11 protein-coding genes are annotated in these 12,907 nt (G+C 72.8%); 9 read left to right on the top strand and 2 right to left on the bottom strand.

What is annotated here, in order from left to right:
• Window positions 1–61 precede the first annotated feature (61 nt).
• The 6 genes from ABGB06_RS26795 to ABGB06_RS26770 all read left to right on the top strand — a co-directional run bounded on the left by ABGB06_RS26795 (window position 62) and on the right by ABGB06_RS26770 (window position 6,760).
• A complete protein-coding gene (locus ABGB06_RS26795; protein WP_347593869.1) occupies window positions 62–292 on the top strand; it encodes an acyl-CoA carboxylase subunit epsilon in 231 nt (76 codons plus the stop codon).
• A gap of 115 nt (window positions 293–407) precedes the next feature.
• Window positions 408–572 (top strand): hypothetical protein, encoded by a 165-nt coding sequence (locus tag ABGB06_RS26790; RefSeq protein WP_347593867.1) that lies wholly within the window; start codon window positions 408–410, stop codon window positions 570–572.
• Window positions 573–707: 135 nt separating this feature from the next.
• A complete protein-coding gene (locus ABGB06_RS26785; RefSeq protein WP_347593865.1) occupies window positions 708–2,150 on the top strand; it encodes an ABC transporter permease in 1,443 nt (480 codons plus the stop codon).
• A 40-nt stretch (window positions 2,151–2,190) separates the two neighbouring features.
• Window positions 2,191–2,883 carry an ABC transporter ATP-binding protein gene (locus tag ABGB06_RS26780; protein WP_347593862.1) on the top strand — a complete coding sequence of 231 codons (693 nt, stop codon included), beginning with the start codon at window positions 2,191–2,193 and terminating at the stop codon, window positions 2,881–2,883.
• Between the two features lie 370 nt (window positions 2,884–3,253).
• A complete protein-coding gene (locus ABGB06_RS26775) occupies window positions 3,254–3,922 on the top strand; it encodes a nucleoside triphosphate pyrophosphatase (protein WP_347593860.1) in 669 nt (222 codons plus the stop codon).
• Between the two features lie 1,062 nt (window positions 3,923–4,984).
• On the top strand, window positions 4,985–6,760 hold the full coding sequence (locus ABGB06_RS26770; protein ID WP_347593858.1) for a biotin carboxylase N-terminal domain-containing protein: 1,776 nt from the start codon (window positions 4,985–4,987) through the stop codon (window positions 6,758–6,760).
• Between the two features lie 85 nt (window positions 6,761–6,845).
• On the opposite strand, the gene ABGB06_RS26765 is transcribed toward ABGB06_RS26770, so the two are convergent.
• Both ABGB06_RS26765 and ABGB06_RS26760 read right to left on the bottom strand, forming a co-directional pair.
• The gene (locus ABGB06_RS26765) at window positions 6,846–7,718 is read right to left on the bottom strand and encodes a DeoR/GlpR family DNA-binding transcription regulator (RefSeq protein ID WP_347593856.1); all 873 of its coding nucleotides are present in this window, start codon (window positions 7,716–7,718) and stop codon (window positions 6,846–6,848) included.
• A 155-nt stretch (window positions 7,719–7,873) separates the two neighbouring features.
• The gene (locus tag ABGB06_RS26760; protein WP_347594189.1) at window positions 7,874–9,400 is read right to left on the bottom strand and encodes an NAD(P)H-quinone dehydrogenase; all 1,527 of its coding nucleotides are present in this window, start codon (window positions 9,398–9,400) and stop codon (window positions 7,874–7,876) included.
• Window positions 9,401–9,559: 159 nt separating this feature from the next.
• On the opposite strand from ABGB06_RS26760, the gene ABGB06_RS26755 reads away from it, so the two are divergent.
• From ABGB06_RS26755 to ABGB06_RS26745, 3 genes are all read left to right on the top strand, one after another.
• Window positions 9,560–10,021 (top strand): gamma-glutamylcyclotransferase, encoded by a 462-nt coding sequence (locus tag ABGB06_RS26755; protein ID WP_347593854.1) that lies wholly within the window; start codon window positions 9,560–9,562, stop codon window positions 10,019–10,021.
• 199 nt (window positions 10,022–10,220) lie between these two features.
• Window positions 10,221–10,964, top strand: coding sequence for a purine-nucleoside phosphorylase (locus ABGB06_RS26750; RefSeq protein WP_347594187.1), 744 nt, complete (start codon window positions 10,221–10,223; stop codon window positions 10,962–10,964).
• A gap of 295 nt (window positions 10,965–11,259) precedes the next feature.
• Window positions 11,260–12,897: a phospho-sugar mutase gene (locus ABGB06_RS26745; RefSeq protein ID WP_347594185.1), complete on the top strand. Its 1,638-nt coding sequence runs from the start codon at window positions 11,260–11,262 to the stop codon at window positions 12,895–12,897.
• The last annotated feature ends 10 nt before the right edge of the window (window positions 12,898–12,907 follow it).

Raw genomic sequence — 12,907 nt, 5'->3', positions numbered from 1 at the left:
ACGATGAGCGCACCAAGCACGGGAAGCCGGAGACACTCGGCCGAGCGCACCAGGAGGCAGCGTGGTGGGAGAGGGCGCCATTCGCGTCGTCCGGGGTGATCCGACGCCCGAGGAACTGGCCGCCGCCGTCGCGGTGGTGCAGGCACGGGCCGCCGCGCTGGCGACCAGGGGCGAGGACGAGGAGACCACCCCTCACGCCCCTGACACCTGGTCCGACCCCGCCCGCACCCTGCCGCGCCCCCTCCCCGCTCCCGGCCCGCACGCCTGGCAACGCAGCTACCGGCCCGGCTAGCACGCCGACCCGACGAACACATCGTTGAAGATTTGAGCCTTGAAGATTTGAGTCCTTGAAGATTTGAGTACCTGTACTCATGTCTCACGGGCTCACGCGCGGCAGCATCGGAACCATGCTGTGGTCAGACTGGTGCGAGGAACGGGACGAGCGGCCGAACGGGGCCGCCCGGAGCGGTGAGGCCAGCAACTCGGAGGCCGGGAACGCCGCCACCATGCTGCGTCGTTGCTGGTGGGTCACCGCCGCGTCGGCCGTGCTGGCCTTCCTGTTGATCCGCTGACGCACACGCTCCGGCGCGGGAACCGGCGCCAGCCTCAGCACCCGCCCCGGGCGTAAGCACCAGCTATGGGCCCTTCTCATCCAAATCTCACGGGGAACTCAGCCGGCCCTCACCGCGCCTGCCTAACTTCCCCGCATGATCCTCATCTATCTGCGGCGGGAGCTGCGCCGACGCCGCAAGGCCCAACTCGTCATCGCCCTCGGGCTGGCCCTCGGCATCGCCCTGGTCGTCGTGGTCAACGCGGTCTCCTCGGGCATGCGCAAGGCGCAGGACGACGTTCTGGAGTCGCTGTACGGGCTGGGCACGGACATGACCGTCGCGAAGGAGTTCCCGGAGCAGGGCGACGGGATGCGGCAGGGCCCGCGCTTCGAGTTCGGCGCCGAGGACGGCGAGGAGCAGACCGACGACGTGCTGACCCTCGACGGCTTCGACACCCTCGAGAGCGACGCCGTCGACCGCATCGCGGCCATGGACGGCGTGTCCGACGCGGTCGGCGCGCTGGCGCTGCGCGATGTCACCGTCTCGGGCAACTTCGACCCGGGAACGGTCGAGGAGGGTGACTCCGAGGAGGCCACCCAGGGCGAGCGCGGGCCCGGGCCACGGATCGAGGGCGGCGGCGCGGAGTTCGGCGTCGACGACTTCACCGTCCTCGGCACCGACGTCAGCAAGCCGGGCGTGGGCCCGCTCAGCGGCCTGGAGATCACCGAGGGCCGCTCCTTCGAGACCGACGAGAAGGACGCGAACGTCGCTCTCGTCGACGCCAACCAGGCCGCCAGCGAGGAGCTGGCCGTCGGCGACGCGGTCACGATGAAGGGCACCGACTTCGAGATCGTCGGCCTGGTCGAGGGCGGCGGCGAGGGGGCGTCGGACGTCTACGTGCCGCTGGCCCGGGCGCAGCAGCTCGCCGAGTACGAGGGCGAGGTCAGCACCGTCTACGTGCAGGCCACCGACTCCCAGCAACTCGACGCCGTCGAGGCGGCCATCAACGACGAGTTCGACGAGGTGGACGTCGTCACCGCCGACGACATGGCCGACCAGGTGTCGGGATCGCTGGCCACGGCCGCGGACCTGGCCGACGGGGTCGGCACGTGGCTGTCGTACATCGTGCTGGGCACCTCGTTCGTGGTCGCCGGCCTGATGGCCTCCTCGGCCGTCAGCCGCCGGGTGCGGGAGTTCGGCACGCTGAAGGCGCTCGGCTGGACCCGGCGCCGGATCACCGGCCAGGTGATGGGCGAGTCCCTGGTGACCGGGCTGTTCGGCGGCGCGATCGGGCTCGGCCTGGCGCTGCTCACGGCCTGGACGATCACCACCCTGAACCCCAGCCTCACCGCCGAACTCGCGTCCTTCGGAGCCGGCGGAGCCGGCGGCCCGGGCGGCGGTCCGGTGATCGCCGGCGAGACCGCGTCGTCGGACGCCGCCGGCAGCGGCCTGGACATCGGCCTCACCGCCCCGGTCAGCCTCGACATGCTGCTCGTCGCCGTCTCCCTGGCCGTGGCGGGCGGGCTGATCGCCGGCGCCTTCGCCGCCTCCCGCGCCTCCCGGCTACGCCCCGCCGACGCCCTGCGTCGCGTTGCCTGACACCAGCCAGCCGACCCCAGAACCGGAGACCAACCACCCCATGTACGAACTCACCGGCGTCACCAAGCACTACCGGCGCGGCAGGGCGACCGTCACCGCGCTCGACGACGTCTCGTTGACCGTCGCCAGCGGCAGCCGGCTCGTCATCCAGGGCCCGACCGGCGGCGGAAAGTCCACGCTGCTCCAGCTGCTCGGCGGCCTGGACCGGGCCGACCGCGGGCAGGTGGCGCTCGACGGCGTCGATCTCAGCGGGCTGTCGGAGGCCAAGCTGACGCGGCTGCGCGCCGAGCGCATCGGCTTCGTCTTCCAGGGCTTCCATCTCATCCCGACGCTGAGCGCCCAGGAGAACGTCGAGACCGCCCTGGTGCCGCTCGGCCTGCGCGGCCGGGAACGGGCCAGACGGGCGTTCGACGCGCTGGACGCGGTGGGCCTGGCCGATCGCGCCGATCACCTGCCGAGCGAACTGTCGGGCGGCCAGCAGCAACGGGTCGCCATCGCCCGCGCGCTCGCCAAACGGCCCACCGTGCTGCTGGCGGACGAGCCCACCGGCAACCTCGACGAGTCGACCAGGGACGAGGTGATGGACGTGCTGGAGAAGCAGTGGCGGGAGCTGGAGTTGACGTTCGTCCTGGTCACCCACGACAGCAGCATCGCGGCGCGGGCCGAACGCGTCGCCAGCATCGCCGAGGGCCGGATCACGATCACGGACCAGCCCGGACACCAGCTGGTCTAGCGCCGGGGGGACCCGGGGAAGAGGGCGCCGGACGCCGACCGGAAGGCCGATGGGGGCGAAGCCCGATCGGTAGGCAGAGGGACGCTCTCGTGGGGGCGGCGCACGCGGCCGCGCCGCCCCCAGCCGGCCCCCTGGCACTGCCCCGCCTGATCTAAGCGCTCCTCGGGCCAGGCCTGGTTCTACGCACCTCACCGGACCTGCCTGGTCTGCGCGCTCCACCGGCGGGGCCCGGTCTACCTGCCTGCCCTGCCTGCTCTGTCTGCCGCCCCTGCCTGCCCTGCCTGCCCCTGCCTGCTCTGTCTGCCCTGCCTGCCCTGCCTGCTCTTCCTGCCGCACCCGGCTGTCTTACCCGGCCGTTACGCTGGCCGGCATGAACGACCAGCCTTCCTCCCCCACCGCGGCGCACTCACCCCGTCCGGCGCAGCCGGACCATGCGGCCCGGCCCGCGCGGCGGCTCGTGTTGGCGTCCGCCTCGCCCGCGCGGCTGGGGCTGTTGCGGCAGGCCGGTTTCGCGCCCGAGGTGATAGTCAGCGGCGTGGACGAGGAGGCGGTGAGCGCCGCCTCGCCGGGTGCGTTGGCCGGGCTGCTGGCCGAGGCGAAGGCCGGCGCCGTCGCACAGCGGCCGGAGGTGGCCGGTTCGCTGGTGGTCGGCTGTGACTCGGTGCTCGACCTGGACGGGGACGCGCTGGGCAAGCCCGCGGACGCCGAGGAGGCCACGGCCCGCTGGAAGGCGATGCGGGGTCGCTCGGGGGTGCTCCGCACCGGGCACTGTGTCATCGACACCGCGACCGGGCGCAGGGCGACCGGCGTCGCGTCAACGACCGTCCGCTTCGGGGAGCCGAGCGACGGGGAGATCGCCGACTACGTGGCCACCGGGGAGCCCGTGAACGTCGCCGGAGCGTTCACGCTGGACGGGCGCTCGGCCCCGTTCGTCGAGGGGATCGACGGGGACCCGGGGACCGTGATCGGGCTGTCGCTCCCGTTGTTGCGCCGGCTGCTGGCCGACCTGGACATCGCCATCACCACCCTGTGGACCTGACGGCGGAGGAGCGGGCCGGGGTGTGGCGTCCGCGGGCGGATACATCATCACGGTCAGCAGCAGGAGGCAGAAGACGAGGCTGAGCGCGGCGAACGCGGCCCACCCCGCGAGCCCGACCGCCAGCGTGGCCAGCACCGCGTGCAGCACGGCGCAGCCGACCAACAGGGCCCGCACGAGCCGGCCCGGCGTCCGGTCGGTCCAGGCGAGCCGCACCAGCAGCACGCCGCACAGCAGCAGGAACGCGGCCAGTGAGCCTCCCGCCGACCAGGCGGAGACGCTCATGGTGGTGGACGAAATACCGCCGATCGACATTTCCTGTCGATCGGCGGCGAGTCCCAATATCAGGTGCACCATGCCGAGCACCACGGCTCCGCTGATGACGGCGATGGCCGTCACCACGGCAACTATTCGTCTACCCCGGTTCACCCGGCGTACGCTACTTCTGGGTAATCGCCTCGACAACCCCCCGGGCAGCCGCAGGGTCTCCACGTGGTCTCTACTCAGCCTCTACCTGGCCTCTACGCAGCGCCCCTCCCCCGCGCTCGTCGGGACATCGGGAAAGCCGCCGGAAGCTGACCGAGAGCCAGCCGGACCCAGCCAGGAGCCAACCGAGAGCCACACGGAGCGTCAGGCAGATCTCCGGGCAGAGCACCGGGCAAGGTCCGGGCAGAGAACCCCGCAGAGAACCGGGCCGGGAATCTGGCGGGAATCAGCGGGGCCCAGTCGAGCGAATCGGGGGCGCGAGCCGCTCGCGCGCGCCGGGCGCGCGTGCGTGGGCGCGCGCGCAAAGAATTCGCGCGGCGATTGGTCGGTTCCTACAAGTCGAACGATGCTCACCTGTGCCGCGTCGCCGCAGTTGACCAACTGACCAGGCAATCCCAAGGCAAACGTGATCCGGGCGCGTACCGTGGAACGGCAAGGCCAGCAGCGGATCGCGACGCCTCCACTCACCACCACACGCCCCCACTCGGAGTGCCACGTGGGCAAGGTCACCCGAGTGGGCGACTCGTTGCGGGGTGTCGCCAGTACCTAAACTCGGCGTGTGCCGAGGAGGGAGCCATCGTGCGCAAGGTGCTCATCGCCAACCGTGGCGAAATCGCCGTTCGCGTCGCCCGGGCGTGCCGGGACGCGGGTCTCGCAAGCGTTGCCGTCTACGCCGATCCGGACCGGGACGCCGTGCACGTCCGGGCCGCGGACGAGGCGTTCGCCCTGGGCGGGGACACGCCGGCGGCCAGTTATCTGGACATCGACAAGGTGCTGAAGGTCGCGGCCGACTCGGGTGCGGACGCGGTCCACCCCGGGTACGGATTCCTGTCCGAGAACGCCGACTTCGCTCAGGCGGTGAGCGACGCCGGGCTGACCTGGATCGGGCCACCGCCGGCGGCGATCAGGTCGCTGGGCGACAAGGTGGCGGCCCGACACATCGCGCAGCGGGCGGGCGCCCCGCTGGTGGCCGGCACGAAGGACCCGGTGTCCGGCTCGGCCGAGGTGGTGGCCTTCGCCGAGGAGAACGGGCTGCCGATCGCGATCAAGGCGGCGTTCGGCGGCGGCGGCCGCGGGCTGAAGGTGGCGCGCAGCCTGGAGGAGATCCCCGAGCTGTACGACTCGGCGGTGCGCGAGGCGCAGGCCGCGTTCGGGCGCGGCGAGTGCTTCGTGGAGCGGTACCTGGACCGGCCGCGGCACGTGGAGACGCAGTGCCTGGCCGACAAGCACGGGAACGTGGTGGTGGTCTCGACCCGTGACTGCTCGCTCCAGCGGCGGCACCAGAAGCTGGTCGAGGAGGCGCCCGCGCCGTACCTGACGCCCGAGCAGAACGCCGAGCTGTACCGCGCCTCGAAGGCGATCCTCCGGGAGGCCGGATACGTGGGCGCCGGCACCTGCGAGTTCCTCGTGGGCCAGGACGGCACGATCTCCTTCCTGGAGGTCAACACCCGGCTCCAGGTGGAGCACCCGGTGACCGAGGAGGTCACGGGGATCGACCTGGTGCGGGAGATGTTCCGCGTGGCCGAGGGCGAGGAGCTGGGGTACGACGATCCGCCGCTGCGCGGCCACTCCTTCGAGTTCCGGATCAACGGCGAGGACCCGGGGCGGAACTTCCTGCCCGCGCCTGGCACGGTGACCACGTTCGCGCCGCCGAGCGGTCCCGGTGTGCGGTTGGACGCCGGCGTGGAGAGCGGCTCGGTGATCGGCCCGGCCTGGGACTCGTTGCTGGCGAAGCTGGTCATCACCGGCGCGGACCGGCAGCAGGCGCTGCAGCGGGCGGCGCGGGCGCTGCGGGAGTTCCGCGTGGAGGGTATGGCGACGGCGCTTCCGTTCCACCGCGCGGTGGTCACCGACCCGGCGTTCGCGCCCGAGGTGACCGGCCGGGCGGGCGAGCCGTTCGACGTGCACACCCGGTGGATCGAGACGGAGTTCGTCAACACCATCGAGCCCTTCGGCGGCGCGGCCGTGGAGGCCGAGGACGGCGACGTCCGGGAGACCGTGGTCGTCGAGGTCGCCGGCAAGCGCCTGGAGGTGTCCCTGCCGGCCACGCTGGCGATGCCGCTGGCGAGGGCCGCGGTGGCGGGCGGCGCCAAGCCCGCCCGGCGGCGGGCCGGCAAGCGCAGCGTCAGCGCGGCGTCCGGCGACGCGCTGGCGTCCCCGATGCAGGGCACCATCGTGAAGGTCGCCGTGGCCGAGGGCCAGGAGGTCGCCGAGGGCGAGCTCGTCGTGGTCCTGGAGGCGATGAAGATGGAGCAGCCGATCAACGCGCACCGGTCGGGCACGGTGGTCGGCCTGAGCGCCGACGTCGGCTCCGCCCTCTCCGCAGGCGCCGTCATCTGCGAGATCAAGGACTAGCCGCAGCTCAGCCGCCGCACCCCGGCGGAGCCGCGGCGCCCCCCCCCCATCCGCCCGGCCGGCCGGGGCCCCGCGTCCAGCCCAATCACAACCTTGCCGCCGCGCTGCGGGGGTGGGGCGCGACCCGGGGGGGCGGCAGCGGCAGGTCGCGCCGTGCCGCTGGGTCGATGCCGGGCCCGTGCTTGCCGCCGGGCTGCTGCCCCTGACCCGCCACGGAGATCCGCATGCCCGAGTCGGCGAGCAACTCCAGCTGGGTACCGGCGCGGTCGCACTCCGGCGGCGGCTGGTCGGTGACCAGATGCGCGATGGCCTCCGTCGGCACGGTCTGGAACATCGTGTCGGTGCCCAGCTTCGTGTGGTCGGCCAGCACCACGACCTCCGCCGCCGCCCTGACCAGCGCGCGGTCCACGCTGGCGGCCAGCATGTTGGACGTGGACAGGCCGCGTTCCGCGGTCAGCCCGGCTCCCGAGATGAACGCCCGGCTCACCCGCAGCCCCTGGAGCGACTGCTCGGCGCCGCTGCCCACCAGGGCGTAGTTGGAGCCGCGCAACGTGCCTCCCGTCATCACCACCTCGACACGGTTGGCGTGCGCCAGGGCCTGGGCCACCAGCAGGGAGTTCGTCACCACGGTCAGCCCGGGCACCCGGGCCAGCCGGCGGGCCAACTCCTGCGTGGTGGTGCCGGCGCCGACCACCACGGCCTCGCCGTCCTGCACGAGGCCGGCCGCGAGCTCGGCGATGGCGGCCTTCTCCGCGGTCGCGGCCATGGCCCGTTGCGGGAACCCGGACTCGCGGGTGAAGCCGCCGGGCAGCACGGCGCCGCCGTGTCTGCGGTCGAGCAGCCCTTCCGCCTCAAGGGCGCGCACGTCGCGCCGCACGGTCACTTCTGAGGTCTGGACGACGCGGGCCAGCTCGCGGAGCGATACGGCTCCGTTGGCGCGCACCATTTCGAGAATCATCTGACGACGTTCTGCAGCGAACACGGAACCGACAGTAACCCCAACGACCATCTTGTTTCAGCAGGTTGCGGGGAATTACCGAAGTTGGTGCACGTACGCCCCCGGCGTGCTATGCCGCGCGGGCGCCGGCCGATGATCCCCGCGCTGACCAGTGCCTACTGTTCCTCGGAGCTCTTCCGGGTGTGCAGCTGCCGGGCGGCCTCGGCGATCGACCCGGACAGAGACGGGTACACCGTGAACGCTTTTGCGATCTGTTCTACCGTCAGACTGTTGTCCACGGCGATCGATATCGGATGGATGAGCTCGCTGGCCCGCGGCGCCACCACCACGCCGCCGACGACGATTCCCGTCCCGGGACGACAGAACAGCTTCACGAACCCGTCCCGCACCCCCTGCATCTTGGCCCTCGGGTTCCGCAGCAGCGGCAGCTTGACGGACCGCGCGTCGATCCGGCCCTCGTCCACGTCCTCCTGGCTGTAGCCGATGGTCGCGATCTCCGGATCGGTGAAGATGTTCGCGGACACGGTGTTCAGGTCGAGCGGGGCCACCGCGTCGCCGAGGAAGTGGTACATCGCGATGCGCCCCTGCATCGCCGCCACCGAGGCCAACGCCAGCACGCCCGTGCAGTCGCCCGCCGCGTACACGCCGGGCGCGGTGGTGCGGGAGACCTTGTCGGTCCAGACATGACCGGAGTCCTTCAGCTTGACGCCGGCCTCCTCCAGGCCCATGTCCGCCGTGTTCGGCACCGCGCCGACCGCCATCAGGCAGTGCGTGCCGGAGATCACCCGACCGTCCGTGAGGGTGATCTCCACCCGGTTCCCCACCCGCTTCGCGGCGGCCGCCCGGGAGCGGGCCAGCACGTTCATCCCCCGACGGCGGAAGACGTCCTCCAGCACGGCCGCGGCGTCCGGGTCCTCACCCGGCAGCACCCGGTCCCGCGAGGACACCAGCGTCACCCGGGAGCCCAGCGCCTGGTACGCGCCGGCGAACTCCGCGCCGGTGACGCCGGAGCCCACCACGATCAGCTCCTCGGGCAGCTCGTCGAGGTCGTACACCTGCGTCCAGTTCAGGATGCGCTCGCCGTCCGGCCGCGCGTCCGGGATCTCCCGCGGATGCCCGCCGGTGGCCAGCAGCACCCCGTCGGCCACCAGCTCCCTGGTCTCGCCGGCCACCCCGTCCACGTCGGTCACCGTGATCCGGCGCGAACCGTCCGCCTCCCGCGTCTGCCCGAGCCGCGCCTGGCCGCGCAGCACCCGCACGCCGACCCGGGTCACCGAGGCGGTGATGTCCTGCGACTGGGCCAGCGCCAGCCGCTTGACCCGCCGGTTGACCTTGCCCAGGTCCACGCCGATGCCACGCACCTCGTCGCCGATGCCGTCGCCGTCGTGGTCGATCACTATCCCCAGCTCCTCGCGCGAGGAGCCGAAGCCCGTCATCACCTCGGCGGTGGCGATCAGCGTCTTGGAGGGCACGCAGTCCGTCAGCACGGAGGCGCCCCCCAGGCCGTCCCGATCGACGATGGTCACCTCCGCGCCTAGCTGCGCCGCCACCAGCGCCGCCTCGTAGCCGCCGGGCCCGCCACCGATGATCACGATCCGAGTCACCGTTCCAGTGTCCCTCACCCGTCCGACGTTCCGGCGCCCACCCCGCCGCGCCCACCCCGCCGCGCCGACCAGGACCACCCACCAACCACCCCGCCCACCGGACACCGCCGCCCCTCACCCGTCCGACGTTCCGGCGCCCACCCCGCCGCGCCCACCAGGACCACCCGGACCATCCGGGGCACCCTGAGCACGGCATGCTCAGCCGCACATCGTTGCCCCTCCCGTACGCTCAGGAGCATGTCGCTCTACGCCGCATACGCCGGAAACCTGGACGCCCGGTTGATGGCACGTCGCGCCCCGCACTCGCCGCTGCGGGGCACCGGCTGGATCACCGGCTGGCGGCTCACCTTCGGCGGCGAGGAGATGGGCTGGGAGGGCGCCCTGGCCACCGTGGTCGAGGACGCGCCGTCCGCCGACCCGACCGCCCCGCCCTCGGAGGTGTTCGTCGCGCTGTACGACATCGCCCCGATGGACGAGGACGCGCTCGACCGCTGGGAGGGCGTGGGCATGGGCGTCTACCGCCGCACCCGGGTCCGCGTCCACACGCTCGACGGCGACCAGTCGGCGTGGGTCTACGTGCTCAACGCCTACGAGGGCGGCCTGCCCTCGGCCCGGTATCTCGGCGAGATCGCCGACGCGGCGGAGTCGGCCGGAGCACCCCACGACTACGTGATGGAACTGCGCAAGCGCCCGTGCTGAGCCAGGTGCCGAGCACCGGAGACGCAACCCGCGCACGCGCAGCCGGCCCTCGGCCCAACCTCCGTATGGCCGGGCCCGTCTACGCGCGTAGGGAACGACGGGTTAGGCTCAGCGCGTGAAAGCTTCTGACAACGACGAGCACCACCCCGGCCAACGGGCGAACGCCGAGGCCGTCGCCGCCGCGGGCCGGCTCCGGGAGCTGACCGGCGAGGCCAGCCACGACGTCGCTCTGGTGATGGGATCGGGCTGGCTTCCCGCCGCTGAGGTGCTCGGCGAGCCGCACCACGAACTGGGCGTCACCGAGCTTCCGGGCTTTCCCCCACCCACCGTCGAGGGCCACGCGGGCGTCGTCAGGTCCTACCGGGTCGGCGACAAGAGAGCGCTGGTCTTCCTCGGCCGGACGCACTTCTACGAGGGGCGGAACGTGGCCGCCGTGGCACACGGCGTGCGGACCGCCGTGGCCGCCGGCTGCAAGACCCTGGTGCTCACCAACGGCTGCGGCGGGCTCCGCGAGGGCATGCGGGTCGGACAGCCGGTCCTCATCAACGACCACATCAACCTGACGGGCGCCTCGCCCATCATCGGCTCCAACTTCGTCGACCTGACCGACCTGTACTCGCCCCGGCTGCGGGCCCTGTGCCGGGAGATCGACGACAGCCTGGAGGAGGGCGTGTACGTCCAGTTCCCCGGGCCGCACTACGAGACGCCTGCCGAGATCCGCATGGTGCGGACCATGGGCGGGGACCTGGTGGGCATGTCGACCGTCCTGGAGGCGATCGCCGCCCGGGAGGCGGGTGCCGAGGTGCTCGGCATCTCCCTGGTCACCAACCTGGCGGCCGGCCTGACCGGTGAGCCGCTGAACCACGAGGAGGTGCTGCGCGCCGGCCGCGACTCCGCGGCCCGCATGGGCACCCTGCTGGCCCGGGTGCTCAGCCGCATCTGAGCCCACGCCGGAGCCGGAAGCACGCCCAACGGGGGACGGCACAAACACCGCACAAGCAGGGCTCTACGAACCAGGCTGCACGAACCAGGCTGCACAAGCAGGGCTCTACGAACCAGACTGCACGAACAGGGCTGCACAAAACGGGGCTGACAGGACAGACCACGCGGGCGAAGGGAACACCGTGACGGCGGCGAACAGTGCGGCGAACACAGCGGCTAACAGTGCGGCAGACAGCACAGCCCAGCAGCGGGAGCGCGACGAGGCCGGGGAGCTCACCGCCCGGGCGCGTGCCTGGTTGGCCGAGGACCCGGACCCGGAGACCAGGGCCGAACTGGCCGCGCTGCTGGAGGCGGGCGACACCGCCGAGCTGGCCGCCCGTTTCTCCGGCATGCTGGAGTTCGGCACGGCCGGGCTGCGCGGCGAGATGGGCGCGGGTCCGATGCGGATGAACCGCGCCGTGGTGATCCGCGCCGCCGCCGGGCTCGCCGGGTACCTGCTGCACCGCGCCCGCACTCCGGGGCTCGTCGTCGTCGGCTACGACGCCCGGCACCGCAGCGCCGACTTCGCCCGGGACACCGCCGCGGTGATCACCGGGGCGGGCGGCGGCCTGCGCGCCGCGCTGCTGCCGCGTCCGCTGCCGACGCCGGTGCTGGCGTTCGCCATCCGGCATCTCGGCGCGGTCGCCGGCGTGGCCGTCACCGCCAGCCACAACCCGCCCCGCGACAACGGCTACAAGGTCTACCTCGGCGACGGCAGCCAGATCGTGCCGCCCGCCGACGCGGAGATCGCTGCCGAGATCGCCGCCGTCCGCGCGCTGGCCGACGTGCCGCGCCCCGAGGGCGGCTGGGAACTGCTCGACGAGGAGGTCGTCGAGGCGTACCTGGACCGTTCGGGCGCGGCGCTCACCCCGGGCTCGCCGCGCACCACCACCGCCGTCTACACGCCGCTGCACGGCGTCGGCCAGTCGGTGTTGTCCGCGGCGTTCGCCCGGGCCGGTTTCCCGGCGCCGATCGAGGTCCCGGAGCAGGCGGCGCCCGACCCGGACTTCAGCACCGTGGCGTTCCCGAATCCGGAGGAGCCCGGTGCCATGGACCTGGCGCTGGCGGCGGCCGGCACCGCCCGCCCGCGCCCCGACCTGGTGATCGCCAACGACCCCGACGCGGACCGCTGCGCGGTGGGCGTGCCCACCGACAGCGTGAGCGGCGGTTGGCGGATGCTGCGCGGCGACGAACTCGGCGCGCTGCTCGCCGCCCACGCGGTGCGCAGGGGCGTGCGCGGCACGTTCGCCACCTCGATCGTCTCCTCGTCGCTGCTCGGCGCGATCGCCGCGGCCAACGGGCTGCGGTACGTGGAGACGCTGACCGGCTTCAAGTGGCTCGGGCGCGTTCCCGAGCTGGCCTACGCCTACGAGGAGGCGCTCGGCTACTGCGTCGACCCGGACGGGGTGCGCGACAAGGACGGCATCACCGCGGCGCTGCTCGCCGCCGAACTCGCCGCAGAGCAGCGCGAACGCGGCCGCACGCTTGCCGACCTGCTCGACGAGCTGGCGGTCGAGCACGGCCTGCACGCCACCGACCAGCTCTCGGTGCGGGTGGACGATCTGGCCGAGATCGCCGAGGCGATGCGCCGCCTACGCGCCGAACCACCCACGGAACTGGCATCCCGCCCGGTGCTGCGGGCCGACGACCTGCGCGAGGGCGGCACCCAGCTTCCCCCCACGGACGCCCTCCGCTACGTCACCGAGGCGGCCCGGGTCATCGTCCGCCCCAGCGGCACCGAGCCCAAGCTCAAGTGCTACCTGGAGGTCGTCGTGCCCGTCGCCGCACTGGCCGACCTGCCCGCGGCCCGCCAGCAGGCGGACGAGGCGCTGGCCACGCTGAAGCGGGGCATGGCACGAGCCACCGGTATCGACCCCGCCGCGCCCCAGCCCTGACGCCCCCGGG

Source organism: Streptomyces sp. B6B3 (assembly GCF_039871525.1).
Lineage (GTDB): Bacteria > Actinomycetota > Actinomycetes > Streptomycetales > Streptomycetaceae > Streptomyces.
The sequence above is the reverse complement of the archived record's forward strand: the minus strand, read 5'-3'. Positions and strand labels throughout refer to the sequence as shown.